Here is an 18112-nt window from a genome sequence, read left to right on the forward strand (position 1 = left end):
ATTTGCAGAAATCGCCCAAAAAGGTGCAGCAGTTTTTTGGGAAGGATTCTGTCAAATATGCCGCTTGATTCAAGTTGTTTTATTTCTAGTCAATAATTTATTGGGCTCCAAAAGTGGCATTGATGAGTTAAAGACGCTTTTTGATCTGTATCAACAAGGCGCACTGACAGCCGAAGAGTTCAAAGATATGAAACAGCATTTGTTGCGCTCTCTTCGCTCCACGCCGAGTGGTTGCTAAATTTATAAAAAATTCGCTGTATTTTTTCTTCCCTAACCTGAAAGGTTTATATGCCCCTTCCCCTCATTATTGGAGTTGCAGCTCTTGCTACTGCTGCTTTTGGTGCCAAAAAAGGTTATGACGGCTACCAAAAGCATTCGGAGGCTGATGATATTGTAAAAGAAGCCAAGTCTCGTTATGACCGGAAGAGAAATTCTTTTGATGGAAAAGAGAAAGAAACTACACTTGCTCTTGATTTGCTGGGGAAAAAAGAATTAGAAATCGGTCAAAGTATTGGTAAATTTAAAATCTTGGCTGATGCACTTTTGAAGCAACTAAATTCGGGTAGAAAAAATAAGCTGGACATTAGCATTCCAAAGCATAAATTGCAAAAAATCGAGGATTACAGTTACACCGCTGTTGGTGTCATGGGTACCGCTATGGGCGCTGGTGCTGCGGGTGCGGCTGCTGGTTTTGCCATTTATGGCGGTGTGATGGCGCTTGGCGCGGCCTCCACTGGTACAGCTATCTCTGCTTTGTCTGGCGCAGCAGCAACCAAGGCTACATTGGCTGCGCTGGGGGGTGGGTCACTGGCCACTGGTGGCCTTGGGATTGCTGGTGGCACAGCCATTTTGGGAGCAGCGGTGGCTGCACCTGTTTTGGCAATTGCGGGTTGGGCTTATGACAGCCATGGTGAGGAAGCGCTGAGAAATGCACGCAAGGCGAATGGTGAGGTCAACGTTGCGATTGAGAAAATGGACAGGGCCTCTCAGCAGCTTGAAGACACTATAGATTATTCGCAAAAAATCAAGCGATCGCTCAATTCTATTTTTGGTCAATTCCAACAATATTTTGATGAACTTAAGAATATAAATGCTTTTATTGAGGATATTAAGGGTCGAAATGTTGATGTGAATTCTGAGATGGATAAACTTGGTGGTAATGCTGTTCGTGTAATTGAAGATGGTTATGCGTTAGCATCTATCTTGGTTGATGTCATTACTACTCCGTTATTTACGCTTAAGAAAATTAATAATGAAGTGGTGCGTAATAGGGATGGTGTGCCCGAAATGGAGAAGGATGCTGATGGTTCTATGATTCTTAATGATGCGGAACTGGAGGCTGCTTTGCGTAAGGCTAAAAATGAAGCTAATGATATAGGGGATGTTAGGTAATTTATTGGTGGTGTCGCCTAAAGATGGCGGCACTTTTTTAGTGTTTTTAAAAAATTTTGGAAAATATGCAAGCTGCTACTAATTATCCTTGGGCTAAAGAGCTTGAGAAAACTGTAATCAATAGTTTGACGACAACTTTTGGGTTGGATTTTCTTCTTTTTAAGGATAAGGTTGGTGGTGATGTTGATACCATCCAAAATGCTCGAAAAAATATTTATGCAACAGATGCGTCCCAGCAAAAATATGAGCAACGCGGTGACTACGACAGAACTGCTTATGACTCTCATAAAAATTTCATAGAAACAGGCCGCCGAGAAAAAGCGGCACATCAAAGTGGAAATTTGCATGATGCCTATCGCAACCAATCGATGGGTTTAAATGAAAGACGTGACCTTGATCACGTTATTTCAGCTAAAGAAATTCACGATGACCGTGGTCGGGTGCTGGCTGGGTTGGATGGCGCTGAGTTGGCAAACCAAAGCAGTAATCTGCAGAGTACACATTTCAGCATCAATAGATCAAAGCAAGCAACTTGCTGTGATGATTTTCTTAATGAATTGCCTGGAAAAATTGAAATATATGAAAATAATTTAAAAAAAGACCAGGAGAGGCTCAAGAATCTTCCTCGAGATACTCCTGCGCAGCGTGATAAAGCCGACAGGCTTGAGTCTGATATTCGCAAGGCTAAAATAAAGATTGATGCATTAAAATCAATCGATGTGGAAGAGATGCGAAAAAAAGATGAAGAAGCACGTGGTAAATATGACTCCGATATCAATAAAAATTATTATAGCGGAAGCAGGTTCATGGTAAGTACGGCTAGTGCGGCAGGTATCTCTGGATTGAAAATGGGTACGCGCCAAATGTTGGGCCTGATAATGACTGAGATTTGGTTTGAATTGCGAGATCAAATCCCGAAAATTCTTGAAAACCTCAAGCAAAAGTTCAGTTTCGATAAATTTATGGAGCACATCAAGAATGCCTTGCAAGGCATTTGGCATCGTGTGCAAAAAAGGTTTAATGATTTTCTAGTAGCATTCAAAGATGGTGCCTTTGCTGGCATCATGTCGAGTGTTGCGACGACTATCTTTAATATCTTTGCTACAGCTCAAAAAATGGCCATTAAGATCATTCGGGAGATCTGGGGGCAATTGGTTAAAGCATTTAAGTTGATATTATTTAATCCTGATAGACTTGGTTTCGTCGATTTGTGTCGTGCGGTGGTCGGAATTCTCTCTGCTGCTGCAGGAGTTGCAGTAGGGTCGCTAGTTCACGCACAATTAGTTCCAATGCTCAGTTTTCCATTTGGTGCTGAATTGGCAGCATTCGCTGGTGCATTGATTACGGGTATTATCACACTGGGGCTTACCTATTTTTTGCTGCATAGTGAAATGGCAAAAAAGATGTGGGATTTTGCCGAGTCCATAATGCCGCATGCTGGCACTGTGAAAAAATACCAGGCCATCAATGCTGAGCTTGATCGATACCTGACTGAGCTGACGCGCATAGAATTTAACCTAGACCCAGAAGAGCTAGCTGTCTTCTCGCACGATTTGGCATCCTGCACAGATGAAGTGCAACGTGGTCTGGTTATTAAGGAAGAAATCACCCGACGTGGTATTGAGCTGCCTTATGAAATAGGCAATCCTGCAAGTACGCGCAAATGGCTTGCGTCATTGGTCAAGTGAAAATATCGGCGCGTGCCCCGTTCCCCTGCACTCAATGCGGCCTGTGTTGCCAGCATGTTTACCTTGCCGAGGAAACACAGTTTCTGGATCGCGGTGATGGAACGTGCAAGCACTACGACATGGAAGGCAAGTCCTGCGCCATTTACGAAGAACGGCCAGATATTTGTCGCGTGGATCGGATGTACGCGCTGCGCTATGCACACAAGTACACATGGGACGAATTCATCGCTTTGAACCTTCAAGTGTGTATCAGCCTTGAAGAGCTATCAAATAAATAGCTGCTTACGCTTGCTGCATAAGGGGTAGAGGCTGTTTTCGCTTGAATTTTTTCCCGTCATGCTGGCGGTGATGATGAACCACCCCGCCCGTTTTGGGGGTAAGCCGTTTCTTCCTATGGTGAAGGATTAAAAATGGCTCTAGAGCGTGTTATGAACTTCTGTGCAAGTCATTGATTTTATTGAAGAATTCCACGATTTCCACTTTTGAAAAAACGTGCGTAAGTGCTTATCACAAAAGAGAATTTTTCAAAGTTCATAACACGCTCTAGCCCTTACGTAGCAAGCGCAAGAAGCTATCAAAAAAGAAGCTGCTGCGCACCGTCTGCCTCCTTACGCTCCATCCCTTTCCCTGCCTCTGGAACTCGCCCATGCCCCACCCGCATCCCCTCCCGCCCGGATTCATTGTTTTGCACGGTAACCGCGCGGAAGACCTGGCGCAGACCCTCATCGCCTGGCTGGGCCGCCACCCGCTGCAGCCCCTCGAAGAAGAGGTGGTGCTGGTGCAGAGCAGCGGCATGGCCGAGTGGCTGAAGATGGAGATGGCGCGCCAGGCCGGGGTGTGCGCTGCGGCGCGGGTGGAGCTGCCGGGGCGTTTTGTCTGGCGCGCCTACCGCCAGGTGCTGGGTGCAGGCGCGGTGCCCCGCGAGTCGCCGCTGGACAAGCTGCCCATGACCTGGCGGCTGATGCAGCTGTTGCCCGGCGTGCTGGCGCAGCCGGTGTTTGCGCCCATGGCCCAGTACCTGCGGCCTACCGCCCAGACCGCTGAATGGGCCAGCGAACCAGCATCCATCGCCCCCGACACCGCCCGCCAACTGCAACTGGCTGCCCAGCTGGCCGACCTGTTCGACCAGTACCAGAACTACCGCGCCGACTGGCTACAGGCCTGGGCCGCCGGGCACGACACCGTCACCACCCCCGCTGGCCAGCCCCAGGCCCTGGCGGACGACCAGCGCTGGCAGCCTGCACTGTGGCGCGCGGTGCTGGAGAGCCTGCCGCCCGAGCAGCGCAGCGCCACCCGCCCCGACCTGCACCGCCAGGCGCTGGCGCGCTTGCAGGGCGACGAGGACTTTGCGGGCCGGGTGCCGCGCCGCCTGGTGGTGTTTGGCATGAGCCACATCCCCGGCGCCTACCTGGAGCTGCTGGCCGCGCTGGCGCCGCACAGCCAGGTGATTCTGGCCGTGCCCAACCCCTGCCGTTTTTACTGGGGCGACATCATCGAAGGCCGCGAGCTGTTCCGGATGGAGCGCCGCCGCCACCACCCGCGCACAGGCAGCCCCAGTGCGCCGCCCGCCTGGGAAGACATGCACCTGCACGCCCACCCGCTGCTGGCCGCCTGGGGCCGCCAGGGGCGCGACTTTGTGCGCCAGCTTGATGCCTTTGACGATGCCGCCGCCACAGCACAACGCTTTCCGCTGCTCAAAATCGACCTGTTTGGCGAGGCCCCCGAAACGGCAGACACGCCCCTGCTCACCCGCGTACAGCAGCGTATCCGCGACCTGGAGCCGCTGGCGGTGCGCCACGACGATGCACCGCTGGCGCGTGACGACCGCTCCGTGGTGTTCCATGTGGCGCACAGCCCGGTGCGCGAGCTGGAGGTGCTGCAAGACCAGCTGCTGGCCCTGCTGGCCCAGCCCGGTCTGGCCCCGCGCGACATCGTCGTCATGGTGCCCGACGTACAAAGCATGGCCCCGGCCATTCGCGCCGTATTCGGCCAGTACCCGCGCCACGATGCGCGCTTTATCCCCTTCGATATTGCTGATCTGAGCGCCAAGGCCAGCAGCCCGGTCATCGTGGCGCTGGAATGGTTGCTGCGCCTGCCCACGCAGCGCTGCGGCCTGAGCGAGCTGGTGGATTTGCTGGAAGTGCCCGCCATTGCCCGGCGCTTTGGCATCGCCGCCGACCAACTGCCGCAGCTCACGCAGTGGATGGGCGGTGCGGGCATCCGCTGGGGGCTGCACGCCCAGCAGCGCGCGCAACTGGGCCTGGCGGAATGTGGCGAGCAAAACAGCGCCTGGTTTGGGCTGCAGCGCATGCTGCTGGCCTATGCCGCCGGGGCGCTTGACGATGCGCCCGCTGCCGCCGCAGGCTGGCAGGGCATAGAGCCTTACACCGAAGTGGGTGGCCTGGATGCCGCCGTGGCGGGCAGCCTGGCCCACCTGCTGCACACACTCGATGGTTGGTGGCAGCGCAGCCAGCAGCAGGCCACGCCCGAGCAGTGGCGCGACCACGCCCAGTGGCTGCTGGGCGCGTTGCTGCGCAGCACCGATGAGGCCGATGCCCAGGCCCTGGCCGCACTCCACGACGGCCTGGCGCGCTGGCTGCGCGCCTGCGAACAGGCCGGGTTTGCACAAGCCGTGCCGCTGGCCGCGCTGCGCCACGGCTGGATGGACGCCTTGCAGCAGCCCAGCCTCGACCAGCGCTTCAGGGCGGGTGGCGTGACCTTTTGCACGCTGATGCCCATGCGCGCGATCCCGTTCGAGGTGGTGTGCCTGCTGGGCATGAACGATGGCGACTACCCCCGCCGCGCACCGCGCAGCGACTTCGACCTGATGAACCAGCGCGGCATGTTCCGCCCCGGCGACCGCTCGCGCCAACACGACGACCGCCAGCTCATGCTCGAAGCCCTGCTGTCGGCGCGGCGCGTGCTGTATGTGAGCTGGACGGGCCGCAGCGTGCGCGACAACAGCGACCAGCCGCCCTCGGTGCTGGTGTCGCAGCTGCGCGACTACATCGCCGCCGCCTGGGGCGACGAGGCCGTGGCCTGCCGCACCACCGAGCACCCGCTGCAACCCTTCAGCCGCCGCTACTTCGAGGCCGCCTCGCCGCTGCGCACCTACGCCCGCGAGTGGCGCAGCGTGCATGGTGTGCTGGACGAGCCCTTGGCGATTGCGCCCCACGATGGCACACAAGGCGCCTCCGTGGTCTTGGCCGATGACAGCGCCCCGCTGGATATGGAGCGGCTGGTGCGGTTCTTGCGCAACCCGGTCAAGGCGTTTTTCAAGGAGCGTTTGGGCGTGGGCTTCTGGAATCCTGAAGACGAGCCGGGCGATACCGAAGCCTTTGCCTTTGACGGTCTGGAAAACTACCAGCTCGTTGCCGCGCAGCTACAGCACTGGCCCGCGCCGCCGCAGTGCGATGCAGCGCAGCTCCAGTCGCTGGTGGCCAGTCGGCTCGGTGCCCTGCAACGCGCGGGCGATTTGCCCATGGCCGGTCTGGGCACCCGCAAGAAACAGGAGCTGCAAGCCACCCTGACTGCCATGGCCAGTGCCTGGGCCGCGCTGGGCCAGGCGTTTGGCCAGCGCACCGAGCGCATCGCCGTGCAGCACCAATCCCAAGGCGTGGTGTTGCGCGACTGGATTGATGGTGTGTACCAGCGCCAGGCAAACGCTGCCCCGGAGGCAGTCCAGGCCGCCGGGGCCAGCCAGCGCGCCTGGGTGCAACTGCAGCCCAGCAAAGTCAGCGCCAAGGGCAAGCCCCGGCCCGACAAGCTGCTGGCGCCCTGGGTGCGCACGCTGCTGGCCGCCGCTGCCGGGCAGCCCTTGCAGGGCTGCGTGGTGGGGCAGGATGCGGTGCTGCACATCCAGCCCATGTCTCCAGCGCAAGCCACCGAGAGCCTGAACACCTTGTGCGCGCTGTGGCAGCTGGGCCAGCAAGCGCCCTTGCCCTTGCCCCTGAACACCGCGCTGGAGATGGCCACCATCACTGCTTTGACCCCGCCCGCCGAGCAGGAAAAAGCCTATGACCAGGCCCAGGCCGCCTACGAAGGCAGCGACTACAGCGACAGCCAGCAACGGGCCGAAGTGCGCGAGATGTGCCTGGCGCGCACCTTTGCCGACTTTGACGCGCTGTGCGCCGCCCGCGCCCCCGATGGCCTGGGGCTGGCAGATTGGGCGCCGCAGGTGTATGGCCCGCTGCTGCAATGGGCCAGAGAGTGCATCACCGTGCAACCGCATGCCCCCGAGGCAGATGCCGACGCCGCACCAGCCCCCGAGGCCGACGCCGCAGCGCCCCCCGCCAAAGTCACAACCAAAGCAAAAACCAAAGCAAAAACCAAGGCCAACGCCGATGCCTGAGCGCACGCCCCTGACGACGGAACCGACCATGCCCGAAACACTGCACCCCCGAAGCTTCCCGCTGTGGGGCTCGCGCCTGATTGAAGCCAGCGCCGGTACCGGCAAAACCTGGACGATTGCCGCGCTGTACGTGCGCCTGGTGCTGGGCCACGGCGCGCCCGAGACGCGCTTTGCCCGGCCCCTGATGCCGCCCGACATTCTGGTGATGACCTTCACCCGCGCCGCCACGCGGGAGTTGTCCGACCGCATCCGAGCGCGCTTGCTGGAGGCCACCCGGTGTTTTCGCGGCGAGGCCGTGCCGCACGAGGCCGACCACTACCTGCAACACCTGCTGGCCGATTACGCCGACCCTGCCGCGCGCCAGCAGGCCGCCTGGCGCCTGGCCATGGCCGCTGAGGGCATGGACGACGCCAGCATCCACACCATTGACGCCTGGTGCCAGCGCATGCTGCGCGAGCACGCTTTTGACAGCGCCAGCCTGTTTGAAGAGGAGCTGGTGGCCGACGAAGAAGCCTTGCTCGCCCAGGCTGTGCAAGATTACTGGCGCCAGCAGTGCTACGGCCTGTCTGCCGACTCGCTGGCGCAGGTGCTGGGCGTCTGGCGCAGTGTGGATGCCTTGCTCAATGACGTGAAAGCGCTGCGGGGCAAAGTGCCGCAGGGCGAGGGCGCTGCGCTCAGTGTGGTGGAAGCGATGGCGCAGGCCCACAGCGAGCACCAACGGCAGTTGGATGTGCTGCGCAGTGACTGGAGTCGGCGGGTGGTGGCAATGCGCGGTTTTGTCAATGCGCAAACCCCACCGGCAGCCCACGGCTGGGCAGCCGGATTTCCTATGGCAAACCTCAATCGCTGGCTGGATACGCTACAGAACTGGACTGAAGGCAAGGACAAGGACGGCGAGAAGCCGACGCCTGTAGTGCTTGACCTGGGTAAGGGCTGGCAGCGCCTCACGCTGGCCGGGCTGGCAGCGATGCGCCAAGCCGGGGCCGGGCCTATCCCGTTCACGCAAGACGAGCAGGAGGCCTTCAATGCCTTCGCCACCCTGCAAATCGCCCTGCAAAACCTGCCCCAGCCCAGCGCCACCGCCCGCCGCCACGCCGCCGCCAGCGTGGCGCAGCGCCTGCGCCAGCTCAAGCAGCAGCAGGGCACGTTCGGTTTTGCCGACATGCTTGAGCGCCTGGACGCCGCGCTGCACAGCGCCAGCGGCGAGCGCCTGCGCGATCGCATTGCTGCCCAATACCCGGTGGCGCTGATTGACGAGTTCCAGGACACCGCGCCCCTCCAGTACCGCATCTTTGACCAGATTTACCGCACACCAGACAACGACCCCGAGCGCGCTTTGCTGCTGATTGGCGACCCCAAACAGTCCATTTACGGTTTTCGTGGTGCGGACATTTACAGCTACCTGCAAGCGCGCCGTGCCACCGCAGGGCGGCACTATGCGCTGTCGGTCAATTACCGCTCTACCCATGCGCTGGTGCAGGCCGTCAACCACAGCTTTTTGCAGGCCGAGGCGCGGCCACCGCAGCAGGGGCAGCCCGGCGGCGCCTTCCAGTTTGCCGCCAGCGATGGCAGCAACCCCTTGCCCTTTGTGGAAGTGGCAGCCCACGGGCGCCAGGAGCAATGGGTGGGTGCGGGCGCCGCCATGCCCGCCATCACGCTGGTGCATGACCTGGAGATGCAAAGTGCGGGCCACACGCGCTACGCCTTTGCCCAGCGCTGCGCCGAGCAAATCGTTGTGTGGCTGAACGATCCGACCAACGGTTTTCAAGAGGAAGGCAAGCCGCTGGAGCGCCTGCGCCCGCAGGACATTGCCATCCTGGTGCGCACCGGCACCGAGGCCGCTGCCATGCGCCGCGCCCTGCAAAAGCGCAACGTGGCATCGGTGTATTTGTCGGACAAGGATTCGGTGTTCCAGAGCGACGAGGCCCGCGACCTGGTGCATTGGCTGCGCGCCGTGGCCGCCCCGCAAGACGCTACCTTGGTGCGCGCCGCGCTGGCGCTGGCCAGCGTGGGGCTGGCGCTGGACGTGCTGGCGCGGCTGGCCACGCAAGACGATTGGTTTGACGAGCAGGCCGACACCCTGCGCGCGCTGCGGCAGGTCTGGGCCAGCCAGGGCGTGCTGGCCATGCTGCGCCAGACCATCCACCGCTTCGGGCTGGCTGCGCGCTGGCTGCAACGCGATGGCGGCGAGCGCAGCCTGACCAATTACCTGCACCTGGCCGAACTGCTGCAACACGCCAGCGCCGATTTGGAGGGCGAGCAAGCCCTCATCCGCTGGCTGATGAACCAGATTGCTGAAAACGCCGAGCAAAGCGACGAGCAGGTGGTGCGCCTGGAAAGCGATGCCGACCTGATCAAGATCGTCACCATCCACAAAAGCAAGGGGTTGGAATACCCGGTGGTGTGCCTGCCGTTTGCCAGCAGTTTCCGGGGGTTTGACAAGCGCTATGTCACATCGGCCCTGCTGCCCACGGCGGGAGGCGAGCGCGAGCTGGTGCTGGACATGAACGACGAGGCCCAGACCCGCTACGAACAAGAGCGCTTGCGCGACGACCTGCGCCTGCTCTATGTGGCCATGACCCGGCCCCGCCATGCGCTGTGGCTGGGCTTTGCGGCGGTCAAGGTGGGCAACGGCAAGGCGTGCCAGACCCACCACAGCGCCATCGGCTACCTGCTGGGTGGGGCCGCCCCGCGTGAGGCAGCCGATTGGCTGGTGCCCTTGCAGGCGCTGGCCAGCGCGGGTACGGGCATCGTGCTGCACAGTGCCGCCGCCCATACCAGCGTGACCCGTCTGGCGCCGCGTGGCCACCCAGCCGCTTTGCAAGAGGTGCCCGATTACCGCGCCGACTTTGATCGCCACTGGGGCATTGCCAGCTACTCGCGCCTGACCCGTGACCTGAAGAGCCCACCGCAAACGCTGGCGCAAAGCAGCCTTGCCACGCCACCACCCGCATGGCCTGCCCATGCGCTCTCGCCCCTGCACGTGCTGCGCCCTGCGGACGATGAAGCGCTGCCCGATGGGGAGGCCGGGGAGGGCACCACGCCCGCGCTGCCCGCTGCCACCGCAGGCGCAGGCCATGCCGCCACGCCGATCTGGCACCACTTCCAGCGCGGGCCGCTCACGGGCAACTGGCTGCACCAGCAACTTGACTGGCTGGCTGACCAGGGCTTTGCCCTGCGCGGCAACGAGCGCCTGCAACAGCGCCTGCAAGCGCGCTGCGAGCAGGGCGGCTACCAGGAGTCGGCCCCCGCGCTGGTCGCCTGGCTGACCGACGTGGCCCACGCACCGCTGCCCGGTCTGGGCGTGGCGCTGGCCGATCTGCCCACCGCGCGCTCTGAAATGGAGTTCTGGCTGCCCGCACGCCAGATTGACACCGCCGCCATCGACACCCTGTGCCGTGATTACCTGCTGCAAGGGGCAGAGCGCCCGCGCCTGCAAACCAGCACGCTGCACGGCATGTTGATGGGCTTTATCGATTTGGTGTTCGAGCACGAAGGGCGCTATTGGGTGCTGGACTACAAATCCAACGCCCTGGGCGCCGACGACAGCGCTTACGACGGCCACGGCCTGCGCGCCGCCATGGCCACGCACCGCTACGACGTGCAGGCCGCCGTGTATGTGCTGGCGCTGCACCGGCTGCTGCAAGCCCGCCTGGGGAGCGCTTACGACCCCGAGACGCAATTGGGCGGCGCGGTGTATTTCTTCCTGCGCGGCCTCCACGGCCCGGCGGGGGGCGTTTACACCCTGACCTTGCCAACGCAGGCCTTGGGCGCACTCGACGCCATGCTCGAACCCTCCCCTGAACCCATAGCCTGAACCCTGTCGCTGGAGCCCTTGCCGATGAATCCCACCCTCCACACCCTGCGCGACTGGTCAGAGCAGGGCTGGCTGCGCCGCCTGGACAGTGCCATGGCCGATTTTGTGGCGCAGCACGATCCACAGGCCGAGCCCGCCTTGCTGGTGGCCACCGCCTTGCTGGCCCACATGGAAGGCCGGGGCCATGTCTGCCTGCCGCTGGCCGATCTGGTGCGCCAACCGCACAGCGCACTGGCCTGGACCGCCCAGGCCAGCGAGGCCCTGGGCACCTTCTGGCCCAGTCTGCCTCCAGAGCCTGCGGCATGGGTGCAAGCCTTGCAGCGCAGCCCCGTCGTGCGCTGTGTGGCCGATGGCAATGCCCCGCCCGACACCGGCCAGCCGCTGGTGTTGGGTGGTACGCCAGAGGCGCCGCTGCTCTACCTGCGCCGCTATTGGGTGTATGAGCAGCAGGTGGCGCAGGCGGTGGGCCAGCGCGCCGCCGTAGCGCAAGCGGTGGACGAGCGCGCCGCCCGCGACTGGCTGAACCTGCTGTTTCCGAAGCCGTCCGCCAACAATGCTGCTTCGCCGCCGCCCGTGCCCGATTGGCAAAAAATTGCCTGCGCCCTGGCCCTGCGCAGCCGCCTCACCGTCATCACGGGCGGGCCGGGCACTGGCAAAACCTATACCGCCGCGCGCCTGCTGGCACTGCTGCTGGCCACCAGCCCCGACCCTGCCCAGCTGCGCGTGGCGCTGGCCGCCCCCACCGGCAAGGCAGCGGCGCGCCTGCGCCAGTCGATTGACCAATCGCTGGCCAGCCTGCAAGCGAGCCTGCAAGGCGCCATTGACCTGCACGCCCTGGCCGAGCGCATCGGCAAGGCCCGCACCCTGCATTCGCTGCTGGGCATGCACCAGGGCAGCCGCCAGTTCCAGCACAACGCCCAGCACCCGCTGGATGTGGACGTGCTCATCGTCGATGAAACCTCCATGGTGCATTTGGAGATGATGGCCGCACTGCTGCAAGCCATGCCGCCCCAGGCCACGCTGATTTTGCTGGGCGACAAAGACCAGCTGGCCTCGGTGGAAGCGGGCTCGGTGCTGGGCGATTTGTGCGCCCACGCCCAGGACACGCGCTACCACCCCGCCACCTGCGACTACCTGCGCGCTGTGGCGGGCGAGGCATTGAGCGCATCGGCCACGCCCGGCAGTGCGCTGGACCAGCAAACCGTGATGCTGCGCCACAGCCGCCGCTTTGGCACCGACATTGGCGCCCTGGCCAAGGCCGTTAACGCTGGCGCTGCTTTTGCCATCCAGACCACGCCAGATGTGCCCTGGGGCGCCTACGACTTGCTCCAGCGCGGCACCCGGCAAGCGCTGGCGGCTGGCACTTGGGCGCCACCCGCACAGGTCGCCCAAGTTCCAGTGGCCACCGACCTGGCAGCCCAAAAAACAGCGCCCCAGGCGAAGGCTAAAGCGTCTGCCCGTGCGCGCCCAGCTGCCGCAGTGCAGGCACCCGATGCGCCCGCGCCAGCCCCCGAGGCCCCCGGCAGCGCAGCCCCTGCGGCGGGCAAGGTGTATTTGCTGCCCACCCCCGTACTGCCCGAGGCCGTGGTGCAACTGGCCCTGCATGGCCGCGCGCTGGCCCCGGCCTGTTATGGCGACTACCTGCGCGCCATGCAACATGGCATGAAGGCGCGGCCCGTACCCGCAGCCCCGGCGACCAACGCCGCCCCGCCCGACGCGGCCAGCGCGGCCCAGACCAGTGCCGTGGATGCCCACACCGCCTGGGTCAAAACCGTGCTGCAAGCGTTTGACCGTTTCCGCATCCTGTGCGCCGTTCACGACGGCCCCTGGGGCGACCGCGCCATGAACCAGCAGGTGCAAAACGCACTGGCCCGCACTGGCCTGCTGCAGCCCCAAGGCGAATGGTTTGCGGGCCGCCCCATCATGGTCACGCGCAACGACAAGGCGCTGGGCGTGTTCAACGGCGACGTGGGCGTGGTGCTGCCCGCGCCCGAGGGCAAAAAAAACCTGCGTGCGTATTTTCTCGATGGCGAGCAGTTGCGCAGCGTCTCGGTCAGCCGCCTGGCGCATGTCGAAACCGCCTTTGCCATGACCATCCACAAAAGCCAGGGCTCGGAGTTTTTCCATACCGTGGTGGTGCTGCCCGACGCCGGGGGCGATCTGCTCACGCGCGAGCTGGTCTATACCGGCATCACCCGCGCCAAGGAGTTCTTGACGCTGGTCGAACCCCGCCCGGGCTTGCTGGGAACGGCCATGGCGCAGCAGGTCAAGCGGGCCAGTGGTTTATCAATCAAATAGGCTTGTAACGCTTTCTGGGTGGGCGCAAGCAGCTATTGATTTAATAGCTTCAACATACGGGAGAGGGCCTGCGCTACCATCGCCGCATGGCTCTTCCTGACCCCGCTACCACCCCCGCCGCAGCCACCCACGCCGCCTTGCCCCTGGACGCGCAAGGCATTCTGGAGCTGGCGGCGCGCTCCATGTTCCAGCTGTTTTCCAGCGTCAGCCAGGGCATGTTTCTGGTGGACCACAGTGGCCGCATCGTCTGGGTCAACGAGGGCTACCGGCGCTTTTTGCCCGACCTGGGCGTGGGCTCGGTCGAGCAGTTTCTGGGCCGCATGGTCGAAGAGGTGATTCCCAACACCCAGATGCGCAGCGTGCTCGACACCGGCAAACCCGTGTTGATTGACCTGCTCACCAACCAGGCGGGCACCTTTGTGGTCAGCCGCATTCCGCTGCGCGACGAGGCCCAGCAGGTCATTGGCGCCATCGGCATCGTGCTGTTTGACCACCCCGAAACCACGCTGCAACCCCTGATCAGCAAGTTTGCGCTGCTCCAGCGCGACCTGGACGACGCCCGGCGCGAGCTGGCCGTGCAGCGCGGCCGCCAGATCAGCGGCGCCGGCAGCGGCGTGCGCCGGGCCAAATACACCTTTGCCAGCTTTGTCGGCTCCAGCCCCGCCGCCGCCGAGGTCAAGCGCCAGGCGCGCCGGGCGGCCCAGTCGTCCAGCCCGGTGCTGCTGCTGGGCGAGACGGGCACGGGCAAAGAGCTGCTGGCGCACGCCATCCACGCCACCTCGGCGCGCTCGGGCGGGCCGTTTGTCAGCGTCAACATTGCCGCCGTACCCGACACCTTGCTGGAGGCCGAGTTTTTTGGCGTGGCCCCCGGCGCCTACACCGGTGCCGACCGCAAAGGGCGCGATGGCAAATTCAAGCTGGCCGACGGCGGCACGCTGTTCCTCGACGAGATTGGCGATATGCCACCCAGCCTGCAAGCCAAGCTGCTGCGCGCGCTGCAAGAGGGCGAGATCGAGCCGCTGGGCTCCAACCAGCTGGTGCCGTTTGACGTGCGCGTGGTGGCGGCCACCTCGCGCGACCTGACCGCGCTGGTGCGCGAGGGCAAGTTCCGCGAGGACTTGTTCTACCGCCTGCATGTGCTGCCCCTGCGCGTGCCGCCCCTGCGCGAGCGGCGCAGCGACATCCCGGCGCTGGTCGAGGTGCTGGGCGAAGACCTGGCCCTGCGCAACGGCAGCGCCCCGCCCGAGCTGCTGCCCGACGCCCTGGCACTGCTGATGGCCCAGCCCTGGCGCGGCAACATCCGCGAGCTGCGCAACGTGCTGGAGCAGGCCGCCATGCGCAGCGACTCCGACACCATCGACGCCGCCCAGCTCACCCGCATCCTGCGCGAAACGGGCGTAGAGCCCGCCGCCCCCGAGCCCGATGCGCCCGCGCTACAGCCCGGCGCGCAGGCCCAGGGCGATTTGCTGCGCCCCCTGGCCCAGCAGGTGGCCGAGCTGGAGCGCCGCGCCATCGCCGCCGCCCTGGCCGCCCACGGCGGCAACAAGCAGGCCACTGCACGCCAGCTGGGCATATCACGCGCCACGCTGTACGCACGTATGGAAAACCCTGCGTAAAACTTGAACGGGTGTCTGCATGGCAGACAGTGGCGATGTCTGTTTTCTGGACACATGGTGCGTTGATCGATCCAGAGGTTCATTGGTTTTTCCAATGTAATCAATGGCTTGTGCGATGTTCGGCAGGATTTTTGGGCTGGCACGGACTGTGCAATGTTCAGTCACCACCACAGGAGACACATCCATGCAACGTCGCACATTGGTCGCACTGGCCGCTTTGGCCGCCACCGTTTCGGCACCGGCCTTCGCCCAGTCGGGTGAAATCCGCATTGCCCACATCTACAGCAAGACTGGCCCGCTGGAGGCCTACGGCAAGCAGACGCAAACCGGCCTGATGATGGGCCTGCAATACGCCACCGGCGGCACCATGCAGGTCAACGGCAAAAAAATCGTGGTCATCGAGAAAGACGACCAAGGCAAGCCCGACCTGGGCAAGAGCCTGCTGGCCACCGCCTACTCCGATGACAAGGCCGATCTGGCCGTGGGGCCGACGTCCTCGGGCGTGGCGCTGGCGCTGTTGCCGGTGGCCGAGGAGTACAAGAAGATTTTGCTGGTCGAGCCCGCCGTGGCCGACTCGATTACCGGCGACAAGTGGAACAAATACATCTTCCGCACGGGCCGCAACAGCAGCCAGGACGCCATCAGCAACGCCGTGGCGCTGGACAAACCCGGCGTTCACATCGCCACGCTGGGCCAGGACTACGCTTTTGGCCGCGACGGCGTCAAGGCGTTCAAAGAGGCCATCAAGAAGGCCAAAATTGTCCACGAAGAGTATTTGCCCACCACCACCACCGACTTCACCGCCGGGGCGCAGCGCCTGATCGACAAGCTCAAGGACTTGCCCGGGCGCAAGGTGATCTGGATTGTCTGGGCCGGGGCGGGCAACCCGTTCAAGATTGCCGACCTGGACTTGAAGCGCTACGGCATCGAGATTGCCACCGGCGGCAACATCCTGCCGGCCATGGCCAGCTACAAAAACTTCCCCGGCATGGAAGGCGCCACCTACTACTACTTCGGCATTCCGAAGAACCCGGTCAACGATGCGCTGGTGGCCGCGCACTACCAGCAGTTCAAGACGCCGCCCGACTTCTTCACGGCGGGCGGCTTTACCTCGGCCATGGCGCTGGTCACAGCCCTGAAAAAAACCGGCGGCGACACCAAAACCAACACGCTCATCAAGACCATGGAAGGCATGAGCTTTGACACGCCCAAGGGCACCATGACCTTCCGGCGCGAAGACCACCAGGCCATGCAGAGCATGTACCACTTCAAGATCAAGGTGGACCCGGCCTTCAGCTGGGGTGTGCCCGAGCTGGTGCGCGAGATCAAGCCCGAAGAGATGAACATCCCGATCCGCAACGCGCGCTGAGGCGGCGGCTACCCCATGCTTGCAACCCAGGACCTGACCATCCGCTTTGGCGGCCACGTGGCGGTGAATGCCGTGAGCTGCGCTTTTGCGCCGGGCACGCTCACCGCCATCGTTGGCCCCAACGGCGCGGGCAAGACCACGTACTTCAACCTGATCTCGGGCCAGCTCAAGGCCAGCGCTGGCTCGGTGCGGCTGGGCGGGCGCGAGCTGACGGGGCTATCGGCATCGGCGCGCACCCGGGCAGGGCTGGGGCGGGCGTTTCAGCTCACCAACCTGTTCCCCAACCTGAGCGTGCTGGAGAACGTGCGCCTGGCCGTGCAGGCCACGCAAGCGGGCAAACACCACCGTGGCCTGAACCTGTGGAGCATCTGGAGCGACCACCGCCAGCTCACCGAGCGGGCAGAAGAAATCCTGCACGCCGTGGCCATGCAAGAGCGGCGCGACACCCCCGTGGCCAGCTTGCCCCATGGCGACCAGCGCAAGCTGGAAGTGGCCCTCTTGATGGCGCTGGAGCCGCAGGTCTATATGTTTGATGAACCCACCGCCGGCATGAGCCACGACGAGGCGCCCGTGATCCTGAACCTGATCCGCGCGCTGAAACAAGACAAAAGCAAAACCATCTTGCTGGTCGAGCACAAGATGGACGTGGTGCGCGAGCTGGCCGACCGCATCATCGTGCTGACCAACGGCACGCTGGTGGCCGATGGCGCGCCCGCTGAGGTGATTGCCTCGCCCGTGGTGCAAGAGGCTTATCTGGGCGTGGCCAAGGAGGCCGCATGAGCATCGCTGTCATGACCGCCACTGGTGCGCCGCAGCGGGCTGTGGGGCCAGCGCAGCCCGTGGCCAGTGCGCAACCCTTGCTGCAATTGCAGGGCGTACACACGCACATTGGCGCATACCACATCCTGCACGGCGTGGATTTGGCCGTGCCCCAGGGCGAGCTGACCATGCTGCTGGGCCGCAACGGCGCGGGCAAGACCACCACGCTGCGCACCATCATGGGCCTGTGGCAGGCATCGCAGGGCCGCATCACCTTTGCCGGGCGCGACATCACGCGGCTGCACACGCCGCACATCGCCCACCTGAACATTGCCTACGTGCCCGAGAACATGGGCATCTTTGCCGACCTGACGGTGAAAGAAAACATGCTGCTGGCCGCCCGCCAGGCGCGCAATGTGGCGCAGATGGATACGGCGCGGCTGGAATGGATTTTCAAGCTGTTCCCGGCGGTAGAGAAGTTCTGGAACCACCCGGCGGGCAAGCTCAGTGGCGGGCAAAAGCAGATGCTGGCCGTGAGCCGCGCCATCGTCGAGCCGCGCGACCTGCTCATCATCGACGAGCCCAGCAAGGGCCTGGCGCCGGTGATGGTCAACAACATGATCGACGCCTTTGGCCAGCTCAAGAAAAGCGGCGTCACGCTGCTGCTGGTGGAGCAGAACATCCACTTTGCCAAGCAGCTGGGCGACAGCGTGGCCGTGATGGACAACGGCCGCGTGGTACACGCCGGCAGCATGGCCGCGCTGGCGCAGGACGAGGCCTTGCAGCGCCAGCTACTGGGGTTGGCACTGTGACGCACCATTT

Annotated in this window: 11 protein-coding genes; all 11 read left to right on the forward strand. The window is 62.7% G+C overall.

The genetic code is table 11. The annotated features are described in order from the left end of the window. A partial coding sequence (locus EV674_RS05785; RefSeq protein WP_132750380.1) for an SHOCT domain-containing protein occupies window positions 1–238 on the forward strand: 238 nt, incomplete at its 5' end. Window positions 239–288: 50 nt separating this feature from the next. Continuing rightward, entirely contained in the window at window positions 289–1392 is a 1104-nt protein-coding gene (locus EV674_RS05790; protein ID WP_119012530.1) for a chemotaxis protein, read from the forward strand. 65 nt (window positions 1393–1457) lie between these two features. Then, a complete protein-coding gene (locus EV674_RS05795) occupies window positions 1458–3080 on the forward strand; it encodes a hypothetical protein (RefSeq protein ID WP_119012529.1) in 1623 nt (540 codons plus the stop codon). Continuing rightward, a complete protein-coding gene (locus EV674_RS05800) occupies window positions 3056–3358 on the forward strand; it encodes a YkgJ family cysteine cluster protein (protein WP_119012528.1) in 303 nt (100 codons plus the stop codon). The genes EV674_RS05795 and EV674_RS05800 overlap by 25 nt, the downstream gene beginning before the upstream one ends. Window positions 3359–3726: 368 nt before the next feature. After that, window positions 3727–7431 (forward strand): exodeoxyribonuclease V subunit gamma, encoded by a 3705-nt coding sequence (gene recC / locus EV674_RS05805; RefSeq protein ID WP_119012527.1) that lies wholly within the window; start codon window positions 3727–3729, stop codon window positions 7429–7431. Window positions 7432–7459: 28 nt separating this feature from the next. Continuing rightward, on the forward strand, window positions 7460–11248 hold the full coding sequence (gene recB, locus EV674_RS05810) for an exodeoxyribonuclease V subunit beta (RefSeq protein ID WP_157983668.1): 3789 nt from the start codon (window positions 7460–7462) through the stop codon (window positions 11246–11248). 24 nt (window positions 11249–11272) lie between these two features. Then, window positions 11273–13546, forward strand: coding sequence for an exodeoxyribonuclease V subunit alpha (recD, locus tag EV674_RS17710; protein WP_241524887.1), 2274 nt, complete (start codon window positions 11273–11275; stop codon window positions 13544–13546). An 86-nt stretch (window positions 13547–13632) separates the two neighbouring features. Further along, window positions 13633–15162 carry a sigma-54 interaction domain-containing protein gene (locus EV674_RS05820; protein WP_119012525.1) on the forward strand — a complete coding sequence of 510 codons (1530 nt, stop codon included), beginning with the start codon at window positions 13633–13635 and terminating at the stop codon, window positions 15160–15162. A gap of 184 nt (window positions 15163–15346) precedes the next feature. Continuing rightward, the gene (locus EV674_RS05825) at window positions 15347–16531 is read left to right on the forward strand and encodes a substrate-binding domain-containing protein (RefSeq protein WP_119012524.1); all 1185 of its coding nucleotides are present in this window, start codon (window positions 15347–15349) and stop codon (window positions 16529–16531) included. Window positions 16532–16546: 15 nt separating this feature from the next. Continuing rightward, window positions 16547–17311, forward strand: a complete 765-nt coding sequence (locus EV674_RS05830) for an ABC transporter ATP-binding protein (protein ID WP_119012523.1) — start codon at window positions 16547–16549, stop codon at window positions 17309–17311. 11 nt (window positions 17312–17322) lie between these two features. Next, the gene (locus EV674_RS05835; protein WP_119012542.1) at window positions 17323–18102 is read left to right on the forward strand and encodes an ABC transporter ATP-binding protein; all 780 of its coding nucleotides are present in this window, start codon (window positions 17323–17325) and stop codon (window positions 18100–18102) included. Window positions 18103–18112: the final 10 nt, after the last annotated feature.

It is taken from the genome of Simplicispira metamorpha, from assembly GCF_004341365.1.
GTDB lineage: Bacteria > Pseudomonadota > Gammaproteobacteria > Burkholderiales > Burkholderiaceae_C > Simplicispira > Simplicispira metamorpha.